Origin of the sequence: Streptomyces alkaliphilus (assembly GCF_014141535.1) — a bacterium.
GTDB classification, from domain to species: Bacteria; Actinomycetota; Actinomycetes; order Streptomycetales; family Streptomycetaceae; genus Streptomyces; species Streptomyces alkaliphilus.
Window position 1 is genome coordinate 1 of the sequence record NZ_VKHT01000015.1, and the last position, 19,313, is coordinate 19,313.

At 71.2% G+C, this 19,313-nt stretch carries 15 protein-coding genes and 1 pseudogene; 11 read left to right on the forward strand and 5 right to left on the reverse strand.

Annotated features, from left to right (window positions below; all coding sequences use genetic code 11):
• Nucleotides 1–33: 33 nt before the first annotated feature.
• Nucleotides 34–978: an AraC family transcriptional regulator gene (locus FNQ90_RS01050; RefSeq protein WP_182604521.1), complete on the reverse strand. Its 945-nt coding sequence runs from the start codon at nt 976–978 to the stop codon at nt 34–36.
• A 66-nt stretch (nt 979–1,044) separates the two neighbouring features.
• Between FNQ90_RS01050 and FNQ90_RS01055 the strand changes: the two genes are divergently transcribed.
• From FNQ90_RS01055 to FNQ90_RS01095, 9 genes are all read left to right on the forward strand, one after another.
• Nucleotides 1,045–1,893 (forward strand): NmrA family NAD(P)-binding protein, encoded by an 849-nt coding sequence (locus FNQ90_RS01055; RefSeq protein ID WP_323379719.1) that lies wholly within the window; start codon nt 1,045–1,047, stop codon nt 1,891–1,893.
• A 266-nt stretch (nt 1,894–2,159) separates the two neighbouring features.
• The gene (locus FNQ90_RS01060; protein ID WP_182604522.1) at nt 2,160–3,713 is read left to right on the forward strand and encodes an AMP-binding protein; all 1,554 of its coding nucleotides are present in this window, start codon (nt 2,160–2,162) and stop codon (nt 3,711–3,713) included.
• Nucleotides 3,710–3,970: a phosphopantetheine-binding protein gene (locus tag FNQ90_RS01065; protein ID WP_182604523.1), complete on the forward strand. Its 261-nt coding sequence runs from the start codon at nt 3,710–3,712 to the stop codon at nt 3,968–3,970. Before FNQ90_RS01060 ends, FNQ90_RS01065 begins: the two co-directional genes overlap by 4 nt.
• Nucleotides 3,971–3,973: 3 nt before the next feature.
• Nucleotides 3,974–5,029: a hypothetical protein gene (locus FNQ90_RS01070; protein ID WP_182604524.1), complete on the forward strand. Its 1,056-nt coding sequence runs from the start codon at nt 3,974–3,976 to the stop codon at nt 5,027–5,029.
• Nucleotides 5,022–5,846: a tryptophan synthase subunit alpha gene (gene trpA / locus FNQ90_RS01075; RefSeq protein ID WP_182604525.1), complete on the forward strand. Its 825-nt coding sequence runs from the start codon at nt 5,022–5,024 to the stop codon at nt 5,844–5,846. Before FNQ90_RS01070 ends, trpA begins: the two co-directional genes overlap by 8 nt.
• Nucleotides 5,847–5,859: 13 nt before the next feature.
• The gene (locus tag FNQ90_RS01080; RefSeq protein WP_182604526.1) at nt 5,860–6,234 is read left to right on the forward strand and encodes an ectoine synthase; all 375 of its coding nucleotides are present in this window, start codon (nt 5,860–5,862) and stop codon (nt 6,232–6,234) included.
• 9 nt (nt 6,235–6,243) lie between these two features.
• Nucleotides 6,244–7,398 carry an acyl-CoA dehydrogenase family protein gene (locus FNQ90_RS01085; protein WP_143616257.1) on the forward strand — a complete coding sequence of 385 codons (1,155 nt, stop codon included), beginning with the start codon at nt 6,244–6,246 and terminating at the stop codon, nt 7,396–7,398.
• 5 nt (nt 7,399–7,403) lie between these two features.
• Nucleotides 7,404–8,108: a phosphoribosylanthranilate isomerase gene (locus FNQ90_RS01090; protein WP_182604527.1), complete on the forward strand. Its 705-nt coding sequence runs from the start codon at nt 7,404–7,406 to the stop codon at nt 8,106–8,108.
• Nucleotides 8,108–8,824 carry a beta/alpha barrel domain-containing protein gene (locus tag FNQ90_RS01095; RefSeq protein WP_182604528.1) on the forward strand — a complete coding sequence of 239 codons (717 nt, stop codon included), beginning with the start codon at nt 8,108–8,110 and terminating at the stop codon, nt 8,822–8,824. Before FNQ90_RS01090 ends, FNQ90_RS01095 begins: the two co-directional genes overlap by 1 nt.
• A gap of 145 nt (nt 8,825–8,969) precedes the next feature.
• On the opposite strand, the pseudogene FNQ90_RS28320 reads toward FNQ90_RS01095, so the two are convergent.
• From FNQ90_RS28320 to argS, 3 genes and pseudogenes are all read right to left on the reverse strand, one after another.
• A pseudogene (locus tag FNQ90_RS28320) lies at nt 8,970–11,768 on the reverse strand (hypothetical protein); the annotation flags it as partial.
• A gap of 163 nt (nt 11,769–11,931) precedes the next feature.
• Entirely contained in the window at nt 11,932–12,108 is a 177-nt protein-coding gene (locus FNQ90_RS01100) for a DALR anticodon-binding domain-containing protein (RefSeq protein WP_182604529.1), read from the reverse strand.
• 85 nt (nt 12,109–12,193) lie between these two features.
• Nucleotides 12,194–12,493, reverse strand: a complete 300-nt coding sequence (argS, locus tag FNQ90_RS01105; RefSeq protein ID WP_182604530.1) for an arginine--tRNA ligase domain-containing protein — start codon at nt 12,491–12,493, stop codon at nt 12,194–12,196.
• A gap of 1,228 nt (nt 12,494–13,721) precedes the next feature.
• Here argS and FNQ90_RS01110 point away from each other — a divergent pair.
• Both FNQ90_RS01110 and FNQ90_RS01115 read left to right on the forward strand, forming a co-directional pair.
• On the forward strand, nt 13,722–15,245 hold the full coding sequence (locus tag FNQ90_RS01110) for a hypothetical protein (protein WP_182604531.1): 1,524 nt from the start codon (nt 13,722–13,724) through the stop codon (nt 15,243–15,245).
• 220 nt (nt 15,246–15,465) lie between these two features.
• The gene (locus FNQ90_RS01115) at nt 15,466–15,825 is read left to right on the forward strand and encodes a hypothetical protein (protein WP_182604532.1); all 360 of its coding nucleotides are present in this window, start codon (nt 15,466–15,468) and stop codon (nt 15,823–15,825) included.
• A 1,084-nt stretch (nt 15,826–16,909) separates the two neighbouring features.
• Here FNQ90_RS01115 and FNQ90_RS01120 read toward each other — a convergent pair.
• Nucleotides 16,910–19,313 (reverse strand): tetratricopeptide repeat protein (locus FNQ90_RS01120; RefSeq protein ID WP_182604533.1); only part of this gene is annotated, 2,404 nt, incomplete at its 5' end.

The following is a 19,313-nucleotide window of genomic DNA, read 5'->3' on the forward strand; positions in this document are numbered from 1 at the left end:
GCCCCGCCCCGCACCGCGACACCACCGCCGCGCCTATACCGCCGCGGCCGTGGTGTTGCGGTGTTCTTGTGGGCTGACGCCGTAGACACGCTTGAAGGCGGTGCTCAGGGCGAATCCGGTGCTGTAACCCACCTGGCGGGCCACGGCGTTGAGGGTGGCGTCGGACTGGCGCAGCAGGTCGGCGGCGAGGGCGAGGCGCCATTCGGTGAGGTAGGTCATGGGCGGCGTGCCGACGGTGCTGCGGAAGGTGTCGGCGAGGGTCGCCCGGGAGACGCCGATCTCGGTGGCGACCCGGCCGAGGGTCCAGTTGTCCGCCGGCTGTTCGTGGAACAGCCGAAGGGCCTCGCCGACCACGGGGTGGGTGTGGGCCCGGTACCAGGGCGGGGCCTCGGACTCGGGCCGATCCAGCCAGACGCGCAGCACCGAGATGAGAAGCAGGTCGAGCAGCCGGTCGAGCACCACGCCCTGGGCCGGCCCCTGCTTGGTGACCTCCCGGGCGAGCACGGGGACGAGCGTGGAGTCCCAGGTGTCGTCGGAGACCACCAGCAGTGGCGGCAGCACGTCGAGGAGCCGCTGGCCGACCGCGCCCACCTCCTCGTACACGCCGAGGAGCAGCTGCACGGGCCCGTCGGGGTTGCTGCCCCAGGTGCGGACGCCCAGCGACATCCGTTCGCGCAGCTCGACGCCCTCGGGCGTGACGCACTGCTGCCCGGGGTGGACGATGACCTGCGGTTCCGTCGTCGGGTCGTCGCGCATCACGTAGGGGTCCGGCCCGCGGATGATGGCCACGTCCCCGGGAACCAGCCGTACCGGTTCGCCGCTGTCGGGTTCGATGCGGGCCTCGCCGCTGAGCATCACGGCCACGCAGAGCGGCGACCGGTCCTGGACCCGGATCGACCAGGGGGTCTCCAGCACGATGCGGAGGAGAAAGGCGCCGCTGGCTCGTGGGCCTTCGAGGAGTCCTGCGAGTGCGTCCATCCACCCAAGAATAGACGACCAGATATGCCTTTTGGCATCTCAGCCATGGATCGTCCAGAATCTCGCGTGCAGACTGAGGTCATGACGACAAACGAGCACACGACCCTGGTCCTTGGTGGAACCGGCCGCATCGGTCGCCGAGTGGCCCGAAAGCTGACCGAGCGCGGCGTGAACGTGCGGATCGGTTCCCGCACCGCAGAGATTCCGTTCGACTGGGAGGACTCCTCGACCTGGGCCGGCGCCTTCGTCGGCGTCAAGTCGGCATTCCTGATGTACTACCCCGAGGTGGAGTGGCCGGGTGCCGGCGACGACGTCGGGGCGGTGGCCCGGCTGGCGGTCGACGCCGGCGTCGAGCGCCTGGTCCTGCTGTCCGCCCGCAACCAGGAGGAGGCCATGCGGTGCGAGGACGCCGTGACGAGCCTTCCGGTGGAGTGGACCATCATCGCGCCGGCCTCGTTCAACCAGAACTTCGACGAGGGCGTGTTCCTGGAGCCGCTGCGGCAGGGCGTGCTGGCGCTGCCCTTCGGTGACAACTCCGATCCGTTCGTCGACGCGGAGGACATCGCGGACGTCGCGGTGGCGGCCCTGACCGAGAACCACCACGTGGGGGAGCGCTACGAGCTGACCGGTCCCCGGCTGTGGACCTTCGCCGAGGCCGTCGCCGAGATCGCCCGGGTGACGGGCCAGAAGATGCACTACGAGCCGATCAGCCCGAAGGAATTCGCCGACGCCGTCGTCAACGAAGGCGCCCCGCGCGAGTTCGCCGACACGCTGGCGACGTGCCTCTCCGAGTTCTTCGACGGCCGCAACAGCTCGCTGGCCGACGGCGTCGAGCGCGCCCTGGGCCGCAAGCCCCGGGACTTCGCCGACTTCGTGGCCGAGGTCGCCCCGACCGGCGTCTGGAAGCCCGCGTAACCCGGTCCGGTGGATCCGGCGGGACGACCGCCCGCCCAGCCCGTGGCGGCGCCCCGCCGGCATCCGCACCGCACCACCCGGTCCCGCACGAACCCGTTCCGCGCGACCCCCTGGCTCAACGCAGGACCGACCGTGACGGCCACGTGCCCCCGGACTCCGTTCCGTAGGGCGCACGGCCGTCACCCGTACGACTGACAACACGTCAACTGGCATACGAGCAACAGGACTTGCGTTGATATTGCGAGTCCATCGGCACGATGCCGGAGATGAAACGAACCAGGCTTTGGACGTCCTTTGCCCGGCAGGTCGAGGCCCGCCCGGATGCCACCGCCCTCGTGACGAGGAGCCGGCGCGTGTCCTACGGCGAGCTGGCCCGCCTGGTCGCCGATGCGTCGGCCCGCCTCGACCGGCTCGACACGGCCGGTGGCGAGCCCATCGCCGTACCCGCCACCAAGACCCCCGGGACCATCGCGCTGGTGCTGGCGTGCCTGCGGGCCGGCCTCGCGGTGGTGCTGCCCCCGGCCACACTGCCCGCCGTCACCCGGCAGCGGCTGCTGGCCCGGGCCGGCTGCCGTCACGTCCTCGGCGCGGAAGACGCCGACCACGCCGGCGCCGCCCCGGACCCCGTGCCCTTCGCGGCCCCCGCCGCGCCCGGTGCCGGTGAGGACGTCGCCTTCGTCCTCACCACCTCCGGATCCACGGGCGTGCCCAAGCTGGTGCCGCTGTCGGCGGGCGCGGTCGAGCGGTTCGTCGACTGGGCCGCGGCCCGGTTCGAGCTGGGCCCGGGGGCCTGCGTCCTCAATTACGCCCCGCTCAACTTCGACCTCTGTTTCCTCGACGTGTGGGCCACGCTCCACCACGGCGGGCAGGTCGTCCTCGTCGACCCGGATGCGGCCACCAACGGCCGTCACCTGCTCGACGTCGTCGACGACCACGCCGTGACAGTCGTGCAGGCCGTGCCGATGGCCCACCAGCTGCTGGCCGACGCCGCGGACGCCGCAGGCGCCGCCGGGGAGCCGGCCCGCCGCCTCACCTCGGTCCGCCATGTGTTGTTCACCGGCGACCACATGCCCGCCCGCTGCCTGGCCCGGCTGCCCGCCGTGTATCCCGGTGCCCGTTTCTACAACCTCTACGGCTGCACCGAGACGAACGACAGCTTTCTGCACGAGGTGGACCCGCAGGCGCTGCCGCCCGGCGGCATCCCGATCGGCAGCCCGCTGCCCGGCGTCGAGGCGGTCGTCCTCGACGCGGACGGCGCCGTGGTGAGCGGACCGGGCCGGGGCGAGCTCGTCGTCGCCACGCCGTTCCAGTCCGCCGGCTACCTCGGCGCCGACCCGGCGGCCCCCGGGCCGTTCGTGGACGCCCCGGCGGGCCGCCCGCCCGGCACCGCCACGCGCTTCTACCGGACCGGCGACATCGTGCGCCGCGACCCCACCGGCCTCCTGTACCTCGAAGGACGCAACGACTTCCAGGTCAAGGTGCGCGGCACCCGGGTCAACACCGCGGTGGTCGAGCAGGTGCTGCTGGACCACGAGGAGATCGCCGAAGCCGTGGTGCTCGCCGTCCCCGACCCCGTCGCCGGCCACCTGCTGCACGCCGTGCTGCGCCGGGTGCCGGGTGCGTCCGTCAACACCCTGACCCTCCGCGGGCACTGCGCCCGGCAGCTGCCCACGGCGGCCATCCCCGCGACCTTCCGCCTGACCGAGGAGCCCCTGCCCCGCACCACGACGGGCAAGCCCGACCGGCAGTCACTCGGTCCGCTTCCGACGCCGTCCCGCCCGGGGACGACGACCCCCACCCGAAAGGAAACCGTCCGATGAACAACGAGACCCTGATCAAGAGCTACCTGATCGAGGAATTCCTGCCCGAGGTCTCGGCCGGCGACCTCGCCACCGACTACGACCTGCTGACCAATGGCGTGGTGGACAGCCTCGGACTGCTCAAGATCATCGCCTGGATCGAGACCGAGTTCGCCGTGACCGTCGACGACGCGGCCCTGGACCCCGACAACTTCCGCAGCGTCGACGCCATCGGCTCCTTCGTGGCGCGGGCGTCGGTTCCGGTCGAGGCGGGCTGACCCGTGCACGACGCGTTCACCGCTCTGCGCAACGGCCGCCGGGTCGACGCCGCCACCTGGTCCTCGTTCTGGGACGAGCTGAGCGCCGACACGCTGGAACCCGGCGAGCCGGCGTCGCTCATGGCCGAACTCTGCCGCGACTCGGTCTCCCCCGAGACGCTCACCGACCTGGTGCGGTCCCTGCACGCCCGCCGCCCCGGACCGGTCCGTTCGTTCCCCGGGGCGGTCAACGTCGTCGGCACCGGCGGTGGCGCGGCGACCTTCAACATCTCCACCGCCGCCGCCCTGGTCGCCGCCGCTCTGGGCACGCCCGTCCTGAAGACCGGGTCCCGGGCCCACACCAGTGCCTACGGCTCGATCGACCTGCTCACCCGGCTGGGCATCCCGCTCACCAAGTCCCATGACGAGACGGCGGCCTCGCTGGGCCGGCACGGCATCGCCTTCGCCGGGTACTTCGTGTATCCGGTCGAGCTGACCGTGCTGGCCCGGCGCATCCTGCCCCTGCCCATGCGGCCCTACGGCCGCCTGCTCAACACCCTCGGCCCGTTCCTGCCGGCACTGCCGGGGACCCGGCAGGTCACCGGCCTGTCCGGCCCAGGACTGCTGCCCCTGGCCCGGAGCCTGGCGACGGCGGTCGAGGACCGCGAGGTCTGGCTGTGCACCAACGACGTCGGCACCGACGAACTGATCGGCTTCGCCGACAACGTCATCCATCCCGGCGCCCGGCTGCCCCTCATCCGGCTGAACCGCCACACCCTGAACACGACCGACGGCGCCCTGGCGGACCTGGCGCCGGTGACCGAACCCGACCGGGTCGTCGACCACTTCCTGGACGTGGTGTCCGGGCGGGCGGGCACGGTGGCCACCGAGACCGTCGCCCTCAACGCCGCCGCCCTGACGATCGCGGCCGGGCGGCGGACCCACTGGCGCCCCGCCGTCGCCGAGGCCGTCGCGGCGATGCGGGACGGCGCGGTGGCCGAGCTGGTCGCCGCCGTGCGGGCCGACGCGATGGCTGCGGCACCGCCGCAGCCGGTGGGCGAGGGGGTCTCCGGTGGCTGAGCTGTTCGCCCGCCCGCCGGGCCTGGCCGTGTTCCTCAACGCCGGCGATCCGCCGTTCGACGTGCTGGACGACGTCGCCGACATGCTGGACGAGCAGGAGGTCGACGTCCTGGAACTGGCCGTGCCGTTCCCGGACTCGATCAGCGACGGGCCGGTGATCCGCCGGTCCGCCGACCGGGCGTTGGCGGCCGGGACCGGCCTCGGCGAGACCCTCGCCTTCGTCGAACGCTCCCGCGCCCGCCACCGCCACCTGCGGGTGGTCGTCCTCGCCGACTGGGCGCACACCGTCCGCCCCCGCTCGATGGCGGAGGTCGTCACGGCCATCGCCGACTCCGGGGCGGCCGGCGTGCTGATGCACGGCGCGCCGCCGAGGGTCCGCCCGGAGTTCTACGACCGGGCGGGCACCGCCGGGCTGCCCGTCGTCACCACCTGCTACGCCTCCTCGTCCCCCGCGGTGGTGGCCGAGGCGGCCGCCCGGGCCACCTCCTATGTGTACCTGGTGGCGCACTACGGGACGAGCGGGTCCGGCCCCGCCCCCGATGCCGGCGCCCTGCGCGCCCCCATCGAGGCGCTGCGGGCGCGCACCGAGGCGCCGATCGCGGTCGGCTTCGGGGTGCGCACCGCGGCCGATGTCGCGCGGGTGCACGCGGTGGGTGCCGACGCCGCCGTCGTCGGCAGCGCCGTCGTCGCGCGCGCCTCCGAGTCGTTCGCCGCCGGCGGGGACGTCGTCGCCGACCTCGCGGAGCTCGTCGCCGGCCTGCGTCCCGGCCGACGGCCCGCCACCACCGTCCCCGCGAACCCGATTCCCGCCTCTTGAGAGGAGCACACCCATGATCGTGCGCGAACTGGACCACGTCCCCAGCGTCGACTGGGGCAACGGCCTCAGCCGCCGCTTCCTGCTGGAGGCCGACGGCCTCGGCTACTCCCTCACCGACACCACGGTGCGGGCCGGCACCAAGTCGCTGCTGGAGTACCGCAACCACCTGGAGGCCTGCTACTGCATCGAGGGCTCCGGCGAGGTCATCACCCTCGACGGCACCTCGCACCGCATCACGCCGGGCACGCTCTACGCGCTCGACGACCACGACCCCCACTACCTGATCGCCGACCCGGACGCCGACCTCCGTCTGGTGTGCGTGTTCTCGCCCGCCCTGCGCGGCGACGAGCGGCACAGCCTCGACGCCGCCGGCGCCTCGACGTACTGAGGTCACGCCATGCGCACCTGGAACGAAGACCAGCTCGCCCTCCGCGAGGGCATGGAACGATGGTGTCGCGACCTCACCGCCACGGCACCCACCGACCACCCCCACCCCGACACCGCCGGCGACGCGTTCCCCTGGGATCTGTGGAAGCGGGTCCGCGAGTCGGGCATGCTCGGCCTGCCGTTCGACCCCGCCCGGGGAGGCGCCGGCCTCGACCTGCCGACCACCATGTTCCTGCTGGAGGCACTCGGCCAGGGGTGCCGCGACGGAGGGCTGAGCTTCTCCGTCGCCACCACGATCTGCAGCACCGGCGTCCCGGTGCAGCACTTCGGGACCGACGCGCAGCAGGACCGGTACCTGCGCCGGCTGTGCGCGGGCGAGCTGATCGGCGCCCACGCCATCAGCGAGCCCGACACCGGCTCGGACGCCCTGAGCATGCGAACCCGGGCCGTCCGGGACGGCGACCACTTCGTGCTCAACGGCAGCAAGAGCTTCGTGACCAACGGGCCCGTCGCCGACGTGGTCGTCGTCTACGCCCGCACCCGACCCGAGGGCGGTCCGCTCGGCATCACCGCCTTCCTGGTCGACACGGACACCCCCGGCTTCTCGACCGGTCAGCCGCTCAAGAAGATGGGTCTGACCTCCTCGCCGATGAGCGAGCTGTACTTCGACGACCTGCGGGTGCCCGCCGACCGGGTGCTCGGGGGCGTCGGGCGGGGGTACCTGCTGCTGGAGCACGTGATGAAGTGGGAGATCCTCTGCTCCTTCATCATCAACATCGGGGAGATGCAGCACCGGTTCGACCGCTGCCTCGAACACGCCCGGACGCGCGTCCAGTTCGGCAAGCCGATCGGCTCCTACCAGGCGATCTCGCACAAACTGGTGGACATGCGGATCCGGCTGGAGACGGCCCGCAGGTGGCTGTACGACACCGCCGACCGCCTCGCCGCCGGGCAGGACGTCACCGAGGACGTGGCGATCAGCAAGCTGCTGACCAGCGAGGCCAACGTGGCCTCCGGGTTGGCCGCCATCCAGATCTTCGGCGGCAACGGCTACATGTCGGAGTACGGCCTGGACCGGGAACTGGCCAACGCCGTCGCCGGCACCATCTACTCGGGCACCACGGAGATCCAGTACAACCGGATCTCCTCCGTGCTGGGACTGTGAGAGACATGCTGCTCAAGGTGTGCGGCGCCACCAGCCGCGACGACATCGCCCTGCTCGCGGACGCGGGCGTCGACCTGATCGGCCTGTGGCACGGCGTACCGGGCGGCCCCGCCGACCTGTCACCGCGCCGCTTCGCCGCCCTGGCCCGCAGGTGCCGCACCGTCGCGGTGCCCGCGGACCGGGCGGCCCCGGAGCCGGTCCTGGTCACCTTCCTGCGGGACCCGGCGGCCATCGGCGGGGCCGCCCGGGCCGCCGGCGTGCAATGGCTGCAACTGCACGGCTACCAACCCCCGGGCGTGGTGGCGGCGATCAAGCGGCGCTGGCCGGAGACCACGGTGGTCAAGGTCCTGCACGTCGCCGGGGACGTCTGCGTCGAACGCCCGCTGCTGGCCTCCTACCAGCGGGCGGGGACCGACCTGTTCCTCTTCGACGCCATCGGCGAGGGGGGACAGGTGGGCAGCACCGGCCTGTCGCTGGACCCCGACGTGGTGATCGATCTGGCCGAGGCGACGCGGCTGCCGTTCCTCGTCGCCGGGGGCCTGTCGGCCGCCAACCGCTCGCGCTACGAGAAGGTGGCCGCCCACCCCCGCTTCGCCGGTGCCGACGTCGACACCGCGGCCCGGGACCTGACGGGCGCGTTCTGTGCCCAGAGCGTCGGCAGCATCCGGCAGCACTGGAGTGCCGCCCCCGACATGGAGGAGGTCGGCTGATGGGTACCTCGTTCGTGGACGCCCTGACCGCTGCCCGGCGCCCCGTGATCATGGAGCTCAAGCCCCGCTCGGCGGACGGCGAGGACCTGTTCCGCGGCCGCCCGGTGAGCGAGCTCGTCGCCCGCTTCGAGGCGGCCGGCGCCCCCTGCCTGTCGGTCGTCACCGGCCGCTGGTTCGGGGGCACCACCGACCTGCTGGCCGAGGTCACCCGTTGCACCGAACTGCCCGTTCTGCAGAAGGACTTCATCACCAACACCGGCCAGCTGCGGGTGGCCCGCGACCTCGGTGCGTCCGCGGTGCTGCTCACCGCCGCGCTGCTGCCGCGGGTGGCGCTGGCACGGCTGGCCGAGCGCGCCCTCGCGCTCGGCCTCACCCCGTTCATCGAGGTGACCGACGTCGTCGAGATCGAGGGCCTGCCCTCGTGCGAGGGGAGCGTGGTGGCCGTCAACAACAAGGACATCAAGGCCCGCGAGCGCGGAGCCGCCGACGTGGACCGCAGCCTCCGGCTGCTGCCCGCCGTGCGGGGGACGGGGACACCGTGCCCCGTCAGCGCCAGCGGGATCGACGACCCGAAGGTGGCCGCCCGGCTGCTCAGCGCCGGCTACGCCGGACTTCTGGTGGGAACCCATCTGCTGCGGGCCGACCGCCTCGACTCGTGGTGCGAGGAACTGGCGGCGTCGCATCCCGTGTCGTCCGCGGCTCGTCCAGCGGGCTGAGCGCCAGCTCCTCCCACTCGACGGCGAAGGGAAGGCCCAACTCGTCGGCGGCGGCGATCACCCGCGCGGCGAGGTCGCCCGCCTCCAGGTACCGCCGGCCCGCGACCAGGGAGCGGGCGACCCGCAGGGGCCGCTCCTGGTCGTAGGGGTCGAGCTCCATCGCCGTCTCCAGCCGGTCCATCGCCTGCTCCACGTCGCCTGCCTCCAGCGCGGCCGACAGCACCACGTCGATCAGGCCGAGCACCCGGTGGCGGACGACCTCGCGGCGCTTGGCGATGCGGTCACAGTAGAGGTCGTCGGGCAGCAGCAGCCCGCTGAAGGCGGCGAGCGCATGCCGGGCGCGGGAGACCCGTTCGTCGTGCTGCGCGGCGGCGACGGCCCGTGCCAGGTCCTCGAACACGTGCAGGTCGACCCGGCACGGGGCCAGGCACAGCATCCCTCCGGCGCGGGTGACGAGCGAGCCGTAGGTGGCGCGGGCCCGGGTCAGGACGTTCTTGAGGCGGCGCTGGCCGACCCCCGGCAGCTCGCCCGGCCACAGCATCTCGACCATCGTCTCGACGCGCACGGATCCGCCCGCGAGCACGAGATGCTTCACCAACTGGCTGGCCCGACCGGTCCCCTGCAACACCCGGGAGCCCTGCCGGACCTCGAAGCCGCCCAGGACCCGCACCTCGTAACAGCCGTCGGGGGCGGCGGTCTCGGTCACCGCCGCCGGGGTCAACCGGATGGCCGAGCGCAGGACGCCGACCACCTGCGGCTCCCGCCGGTCGGGCAGGTCGGGATGGCCCAGACTCGCCGCCCGGTCCAGGGCGATCAGCATGCGCCGGCCGGCGGCGTCGACGTGGCCGGCGGCATGGCGGACGTAGCCGGTCAGCAGTTCGGCCTTCCACCGAAGCCAGGGGGCGATCTCGTGGTCCTCCAGCATGCGTTGCAGGACCTCGGCCGCGTCGGGCTTGCCCCGGCGGGCGTCGATGAACGCCTCCGTCAACGCCACCGTCACCGGGTCCTCGATGCGGTGCTCGCGGGCCGCGGCGATCAGCCGGGCCGAGGGCGCCTCGGCCCCGACCGCGGCGCAGGCGTCGGCTGCCTCGCACAGGAACTGCAGACCGCCGCTGTCCGGGATCATCTGGCCGAGGTGGGCCTCGGCCAGGGCCAACTGCTCCAACACCCCCGACTTGTCGTGCTCGTTAGCCGCCAGGATCAGGCGGGTCCAGGCGACATGGCCCGCCACCCAGTCGATGCGCAACAGCTCGGCGAGGCGCATGGCGTCGTCGAGGGCGGCCGGCGCCTGCTCGGCCTCGCCGCTGAGCGCCAGCAGCCGGGCCTCCATGACCAGGCACAGCATGCGATCGAACTGGGTGCCGCTGGTGGCACCGAGCCGGCGCAGCAGCAGGGCACCCTCGCCGGTCTTGCCCTGCGCCGGCAGGATGTGGGTGGCCAGCCGCCGCTGGACCGCGGCGACCCGGGCGGGTTCACCCAACTCGCCCCAGATGATGGCGGCCTGACGCATCGCGTTCTCGGCACAGCGCAGGCTCGGCCCGTCCGGACGGTCCGACAGCGCCACGCCCAGCGCCTCCAGCAGGCCGGCCTGGGCGCGGGTGCCCTCGGCGGCTTCCGCCAGCAGCCGCTCGACCCGGTTGAGAACGTCGGGGTCACGCAGCAGCGCCCGCTGGATCAGCCACTCGCTCTCCACCTCGACGCCGAGATCGCCGTCGGTGTCCTGCTCCCGCACGACGCGCAGGGCCCGGCCGAGGACCTCGCGTTCCTCGGCGAGCTGGCCGACGTTGCGGTGGGCGCGTGCCAAGTGCAGCAGCACCTGCGGGGCGGCCTCGGCCGCGGGCCCGAGACGGGCCATCAGATGGATGAACTCGACCGGGTCCAACTGGTTGATTCGCGAGGTGGGCAGCTTCGCGATGAGCATGGCGGCCTCTTCGGGGTCGCCGCAGTCCACCAGCAGGCTGGCCGCGGCCAGCTCCGCGCCCTGGGCCATCAGCTGCGGTGCGGCCCGCCGGGCGATGGCCGGGTCGAGCGGCGCCAGCGCGGTGAGGGGCTCCTTGGACTCGCTGCACAGCCGCGACCAGCCGTCGGCGCCGACGGCGAAGGGGATACCCGCCCGGATGAGGCGCCGCAGCAGTCCCGGCTCGCCCAGCGCCTCGACGAGGGTGTCGTTCACCATCGGGAACGCGGCCACCTGGGTCAGCAGATAGCGGTCGCCCGGATCGAGGACGGCGGCGTAATGGTCCATCAGCTGACGGATCAGGCCGGGGTGGCGCAGCAGCCCGGTGGCGGCCGCCATGCGGTCGGGCTCCCGGGCGATCCGGCGCAGCATCACCAGCAGCAACGCCACCCAGCCGCCCGACAGGTCGTGCAGGGTGGCGGCGAGCCGTTCGCCGTCCTCGTCGCCGATCTCGATGCGGGCCAGGGCGGTGGCCTCGTCCTGGGTGAGGCGCAGATCCTGGGTGTTGAAGCGCTCGGCGGTACCGCGGAACTCCATGGCCGCCAGCGGGGCCGGCAGCAGGCGGCTGCTGACCAGGACGCGCAGCGGAAGCGTGCGGTCCTGCGCCAGGTCGGCCAGCCAGGCCGCGGCATCGTCGGTGAGGGCCTCGGCGTTGTCGACGACCAGCATGCCCGTCCCGGTGGGCGCGGCCAACAGTTCGCTGATCCATCTGCCGACGCCGGTGCCCCGGGGGGGCGGACACCCGGCGTGCTGCTCGGCGGCCTCGCGGATCGCGGATGTCAGCTCGTCGGCTGTGACGGGACCCTCGCGCGGAAGGTACACCCCCAACCCGCCGCCGGCGTGGACCTGCTGGGTCAGGACGCTTTTGCCGAACCCGCCGCCCGCCTCGATCAGGACCGAATGCCTCGCGTGGAGGATCTCTTCCACAAGTCGCTGACGTGGGACGAAAGGCATCCTAACCATACAGGTGCCCCCCAGCACGATCATGCCAGTCCTGTCCGCCCGTACGACCGTACGCTAACACGAATGGCTGGATCAGCGTTGCTCTCCGTCGCTCTCGGCTCACGCTCGATCCCCCGGTGGAACTCCCCGTCGCGGGAGGCGTCCACAGGCGGTCCGGGGTGGCGATGTCGAGGAGGCTCGTCCCCTCTCACAGGGTCCGGTCCGTCATCTCACACAGGAAGAGGCGATTCGCCGCGCCGGCCTTCGGCACGTCGGCGCGCGGCACCGGGCAGTGCTCGTGGAGGGAGGTGAACGCCGAGGCCGGGCCGTACGGGTGGGCGGCCGGCTCGTGCGGCTCCTGGATCTCGGCCGCCGTCCGAAGCACTTGCGTGAACTCGTCCGGCAGCAGGCCCCGGTGGCGCAGCCGCACCCGGAGCCGGCGCGGGAGCCGGCTGAAGGGGTGCCGGGGTTCAGGGGTGTCCGCTCGACCGCCCCGCGGCCGATGGACCGGATGCGGGCGAAGCGTCCCGGCGATGGACGCCGGTGGCGTCGCCCTGAAGGGAGACCATCCGGTCCGGGTCGAAGACGTGGTCCCGGACCATGGGGTTCGACGGGTCGGCGCACCCGACCGCGCCGATGCCGACCTGCGCGGCGCACTGGGCGATCTCCTCCTCGGTGAGCTCCGCGAACTTCTCCCACACCACCACCGCGGCCCGTTGCCCAACCTCCTCCAGCAACTCCACCCGCCGGCCGGTCTCGCCCTCTCGCACGGCAGGACCATATCGAACATATTTTTCACCCCATGGCGGCTGCGCTCTTGCCGGCCGTGGACGAACCCGGCGCCCCCTCTCAACGGCAAGCCCCGCAGACCGACTTTTGGGTCCTCGGCGATCACGGAGTCGGTACGGTGCCGGTGCTCTCGATCCGGGCCCGGCCGGGCCCGACGGGCTCTGAGCCAACGGTTGCAGTGCCCGGGGCAGCCGGCTTCACGGCCGTCATCGCCCGACCTCCTCGGTCGGCAGCCGCGATGAGGGCCCGCGCTCGACCGCCTCCCGCAGGAGGCACGGTTATACCAAGAGTAATCCCGGATGAGCGGAGCGATTAGGATGTCTTCAGCAGGATCAAAGAAGTGGAAGGCCCCCGCGACCTTGAGCAAGTCCGGGGGCACGGCCGCAGACCTAAGTGGAGGTCTCGACATGAGTCATGGTACCCATACCCTCCGCCCGACACACAGCACCCCGCCATGGATGCAGCGCGTGATGCTCGCTGCACCCACGGCGGGGCGCTCTTGCCCGGGCACTCCGACTCACCCCTCGGATGAGGGGGTCGGGATGCGGTAGGTCACGGGGCGGATGATTCCGCCCGGGGGCTGCGCTTTGCGGTGATGCCACTCACCGAGGCTCAGCATCCCCTCTGATCTCCGGTCGGCTTGACAGAGCCTCCCGGAGAAGCTGTTCGACCCGGTGCCACCCGGCTTCGAACGGTTCGATCTTCAGGTTCTTCCCGGAACCAAAACCCAAAGAGGGCTTTGTGCTGCCCTCAGAAAGGGCTACACCCATCATGCAGCACGTTGGGTTGCAATGCCAGCCTGCCCATGTCACCAAAGCGACGTTTGACCGAGACTTCCCTGTTCAGGGGCTGGACCGGTCGTGTGTGCGTGTTCGGTTTCACTCTGCTGAGTGCGTCGTTCACATGGGTGTTGCAGCCTTCACGGTGAACAGGCCGCTGGCGCCCGCTGAAGCCCGACACAGCCTGGCCGGCGCGGAATGATCCCGGCCGGCCGGCAGTCGATCCAGCACACCGCGAGCCGGTGTGCTCAGCCGCGTGCCTGGATGCGCGCGGTCGCTTGGCTGGTCGGCTCCGGGCTGCACCCGAAGGCCGGGGAGACCACTCTCGCCGTGGCGCGGGATCTCGCGGCCCGGATGGACTACGAGTCCGGGCACGTCCTCTACGACTTGGACGGCACGGCACGCCGCACCGGTACTTCGCCGGGCGACGGTGAAGCGTCACGTCAGCTACCTCCGGGCCCTCGGTGCACTGGTGTGGGTCCGGCACGGCTCCAAGCAGAACCTCTGTCTCCCGGGCCGGAAGTACACCGCCACGGCCACGATCTACGCCGCCGTCATCCCGCCGGTATACGACGAAGCGATGGGGCACCGGCTGTCCGGCACCGGCTACCGGGCCCGGCTGATCGGGGTGACGGAGGCCGGCCGCGAGCGTGCCATCGCAGAGGTGCGGGAGCGGGCGGCGAAGCGGACGTCCGGCCGTTCCGGACGGCCCGTCAAGCCCCGCTCCGCAGCGGCAGGGAGCGGTGCCTCGAAGCGCTGCTCGCCACCGGCCGGGACGGGCCGTGAGCCCCATTCCCGTGGTGGGTACCACCCACCACGGGAAGCTGAGGTGAGTGGGGGGTTGAAAGACACGCTCTGCGCGCCCGGAATCCCCACCCGGACGAAGACCACCACCAGGAGCAGCCACTGCCGGGGGACAGGCCGTCCCGTGCGACAGGTCGAGCAGGACATCGCGATCGCCCAACAGGTCCGCCCCCGGATCGGCTGGACCCAGGCAGCCGGACTGCGACAGCTGGCCTACGCCCTCCGGCCTCTGATCGACCGGGGTCTGGACGCCGAGAGCATCGTGACCGAGTTGGCTAGCTGGTCCCGCACCGAGCAGTCCGCCGGCATCGGCACTTCCTGGCGCCCGAGCCGACCCGCCGCCTACATCACCGCCCAACTCGCCGCCGGAGCCCTGGACGCCGTTCCGCCCCCACCCCCTGCACCCGGTCCGGCACCGGAACTGACACCGGCCGAAGCGCAGCGCACCGCCGCACTGCGGGCCGACACCATGATCCGAATGATGATCCTGCAGGCCCGGCAGCAGGTCCTCGGCCTCCAGCAACAGGACGCCATCCCGCCGCTGATCACCGACCCGACCGCCTGGGACCGCGCCCTGGCCCGCGGCGCCGCGAACCAGGACCCGCAGGTCCTGATCAGCTACGTGCACGCCCACGGCATCGACGCCGCCACCGACCTCTACGGCGCCGGACTGATCGCCCGGCTCGCCAGCCGCTACCCCGCCGCGTTGCCCGCAGACCTGTTCTGGACCAGCCCCACCCTCCAGCCCGCCACCAGTGGCTCAGTCCTGCCGCCGCTGGAGATCGACCGCGAAGCTCTCGCCGCTGTACACACCGAGGAGGCCACTGGGCTACTGCTCCTGGACGAAGACGACCAGGAGCAAACCGACGTCACCGGCCGTGAACCGGACCTGGAAGAGCGCTGCCCCGGCTGCGGCCGGTCGAACCGGGGCAGATGCTGGCGCTGCCGTCAGGCCGCCGCCCCCACCGCTAACAGCCGGGCAGTGCCCGACCTCGCCGTGACAATCCCCCAGCCGAGACCCGCAGCCATGCCCGGCAGGCAGGTGTGCACCAGTTGCGGTACCGCGCCCTCTACCTTCAGCGGCCGGTGCGGAAGGTGCGCCGTCACCGGCCGGGACCGCTCGCGGGCGATCAGGCTGAAAGGCCGATAACCGTGTCGTGCTGAGAGAGGTAACTTCTCGTCATTGACATATGGGGAACCGGGCAGCGCTGTTCGTCCCTCGTGTAGAGGGGCGAGGCCTGGCCAAGAATCAGCAGACGGACACGAACCCGGGCCAGTCGCACCACCAGTAGGGTCGCCCTATGAGTACAGCAAGTGAATCAACCGAGTTCATCTCGGTGCGAATTGGGGCCAGACCGGAGATCGAGCTGGTGGAGTTGCGGCTGCCGCCAGAGCTGATGGACGAGGTCTTCACAGCGCTCCGCGAAGCGGACATTGAGGCAAGCGAATGCGTCGAGTTCAGCGCTGGCCCCACGCTGGCGATCATCGGGATGAGCGTGGGACCGTTCCTGTGGGCGAACCTCCAGCGCGCCATCCAAGCCATCTGCGCGCGTCACAAGGACAAGAAGTTCGAGTTGACTCTCTCCTCGGGCGAGAAGATGACCGCAGACGGCCACTCCGCCAAGGACGTGCAGCTACTACTCAAGGCGACGGCGGAACTTTACGCGCAGGGTGACAGGAGCTGGCAGGCTCTGAAGAACCAGTCATCCCCAGCACCTCCGGCACACTGATGTGGTGTCTCCTGTTCCCTTCTGCCCCAGATTAGACAGATTTTTCTGTCAGTACCTGTCCATACACTTATCGTGATGTGTGCGGTGACAGTGGCGGGGTTCATCAGGGAGGGGCGTGTCGAGGATGAAGAGGTACGGACCGAACCAGCGCCAACAACTACCGAACCTTCCAGTGCTTGGTCCGGTAACAGCCGTCCTTCGGGGCGGCCGAGAAACGCAACACCGTCGGTGCCTTCGGCACGATCGCCGTCACCCACAGTCGCGGTCGTCTTCCGGGACGGCCGAGAATCGCAACTGCGCGTGATCCAAGAGTTCTTCGGGGGTGCCGGCTGTGGCGGCCGTCCTTCGGGGCAGCCTGGGCCGGCCCTCTCCGGTCTTCATGGCCTTTCGCCGAAGTCTCCGAGGGTTTGCCCCTCGGGCCGGATACAGCTCGGGCAGCATTATCACGCCGTGATAATCGCCCGTCCCCGGTGGCGGCCGTCCTCCGGGACGAACGAGGATCGCAACTCCACCACGTAGGAGTCGGCGAGGGCGCCGGTGCGGCGACGGTGGTGGCCGCCTTCCGGGGCGGAGCGGGATCGCCCTCTTCGGTCTGCGTAGCCCTTCGCCGGAGCGCACGAGAGGCTGCCCTCCGGGCTGGATTATCACGCCGTGATAATCGCCCGCGCTGAGTGGCGGCCGTCCCTCGGGGTGACCGAGAATCGCAACGCTGTGTCGATACTGATCGACCCGACGGTCATCATGTGGCGACTGTCCTTCGGGACAGCTGAGGATTGCAACCAAACCGGCCGACGTGGTCGCCAAAAGCCTGGTCGATGGTGGCGGCCGTTCTTCAGGGTGTCCGAGGATCGCAACGTCATCCGCAGGTAGGCCGCGACCGGCGTGACAGTGGTGGCGGTCGTCCTGCGAGGCGGCGGGCAATCGGAGTGTCGATGCAGCCGATCTCCTTGCCAGCGCATCACATGCTCGTGCCGGAAGTCGTCAACCGCTGTCAGGAGCAGGACGCGGGTACGGTGCTCGCCTTCGAGCGCGAGGCCATGCCTGCAAGGCCCGTGCTCGGAAGCGAGACACCACGGGAAGACAACTACCTCTCGGGGAAGTGTTCCTCCACCACGGCACGGACGCTCTCCCGGAACTCCACCAACAGTCGCTCGCTCGAGCCCGGCTCGAACGGCAGGGCATCGAGATCCGGCAGACGCCGACGCAGAACCGCCGGACCGTCCGCGAGACTCTGCAGGATGCGCAACTCCGCCGACGACTTCTGCCATTCGGAGCGGGCGCAGTACACCAGCATCACACCGGAGCGCCACCACGCCTCATCCTTCCCGGCTGCTCGCACTGACGCGGCGAGCTTGCCCAATGCCTGCTCCCACCACCACCGGGCCTCCTGTTCCCGCCCCATCACTCGATACGTCACAGCCACCTCATGACACCAACGTCCATCCTTGGGATTGAGTTCGACGGCGCGGGTGTAGTCGGCCAGCGCGGCGGCGTGGTCACCCAGCTCGCGGTGGGTTCGGCCGCGACTGGCCAGGGCCCAGGCGTACTCGGGATCAAGCTCGATGGCCCGCCCGAAATCAACCAGCGCGGCAGCATGGTCACCCAGCTCGCGGTGGGTTCGGCCGCGACTGGCCAGGGCCCAGGCGTACTCGGGATCAAGCTCGATGGCCCGCCCGAAATCAACCAGCGCGGCAGCATGGTCACCCAGAGCATGGTGGGTTCGGCCGCGTTCGGCGAGAGCCCAGGCGTACTCGGGATCAAGCTCGATGGCCCGCCCGAAATCAACCAGCGCGGCAGCATGGTCACCCAGAGCATGGTGGGTTCGGCCGCGTTCGGCGAGAGCCCAGGCGTACTCGGGATCAAGCTCGATGGCCCGCCCGAAATCAACCAGCGCGGCAGCATGGTCACCCAGAGCACGGTGGGTTCGGCCGCGTTCGGCGAGAGCCCAGGCGTACTCGGGATCAAGCTCGATGGCCCGCCCGAAATCAACCAGCGCGGCAGCATGGTCACCCAGAGCATGGTGGGTTCGGCCGCGTTCGGCGAGAGCCCAGGCGTACTCGGGATCAAGCTCGATGGCCCGCCCGAAGTCGGCCAGCGCGGCAGCATGGTCACCCCGCTCGCGATGGGTCCGGCCCCGACTGGCCAGGGCCCAGACGTTGTCCGGGTCGAGTTCAACGGCCCGGTCAAAATCGAGCGAGGCGACGACACGGTCTCTTGCTCGACTGTGTTCCCACCCGCGGAAAAGGTGAGCCCAAACACGAACTTCGGAGGGTAGATCGACCGCAGCGATCAGATGTCCCAGAACCGTGACCAGCCTTTCGGGCTCTTCACTTCCAGAGATCAGACGCTCAGCCCACTTCAGAGCTTCCCGATGATCGTTCTCGACTCCGGCTTGCTGCAGCATGGCGGCCCACGCACGGAGAGTGCCCGGACCTCGAGCACAAGCCCAAACGGAACCTGCCAGAGCTACCGGTAGGGCGGTGTGGGGGTCGGCGCACAGCAGGTGATGAACCTCGGCAATATGGTGGGCGACCCACCGGTCGTCACCCCATCGTCGGCCATCATCGGTGAGCGTTACCTCGAGGTGTTCGCGTTCGCGGGCGTGGTGGTCGGCCAGCCGGGTGTGGAGGTCCCGCCAGCGGCGGGGGGAGCGGGTGCGGTGCAGGCGCAGCATCTGTTCGCGCACCAGCTGGTGGTAGCGGTAGCGGCCGCCGTCGGCGGTCACGAACGGCAGGTTCCCCAGCCATCCGCAGTCCTCCTCCGGCCGGCCATCGGTCAGCACCGCTCGGTAGAGGTCCTCGTCGATCTCGGTCGGCAGGGCGCAGGCCAGGATCGCCTCCCGGCGGGCGGGGTCGCTCTGTCCGGCGAGGAAGCGTTCCACGGCCGTCTCGGCCGGGTCGCCGACCTGTCCGGGGTCGGTGGGGCGGGCGCGGGCGAGCATGTCCACCAGCACCGGCAGCCCCCCGGTCAGCCGCAGGATCGTCGCCACCACCGACTCCTCCACCACCCCGTGCCGGGCCAACAACTCCCCCGCCTCGGCCTCGGTGAAGGGCTCCAGCGACACCTGCACCACCTCCCGGGCCATCTCCCCCCACACTCCCGGCGTCAACGCGCTCTGCCCGGCCATCACCACGATCACGTTCAGCGGCAACTCCCCGTACCGCTCCCCGGCCACCACATCCCGCACCCACTCCTCCACACCCGGGCCGATCCGCTCCCACACATCGAGGATCACCACCACCGACCGCCGGTCCCGGGCCACCTCCGTCAAGTCCTCGACGAACACCGGCGTCAGCTCACCCACCGGATCCAACACCAACTGCGCCTCGCCCTGGTCCTTGATCCGCGTGCGCACCGCCCACGCCCAATCCAGGCCACGCGCCAACTGATCGGCCCCCAACCCGGCGGCCACCACCCCGGTGGGATCACCCATCAACGCCAGACCGGCGACCCCCAGCGTTCCCCGGGCGGCCAGCACAGCGGGCACC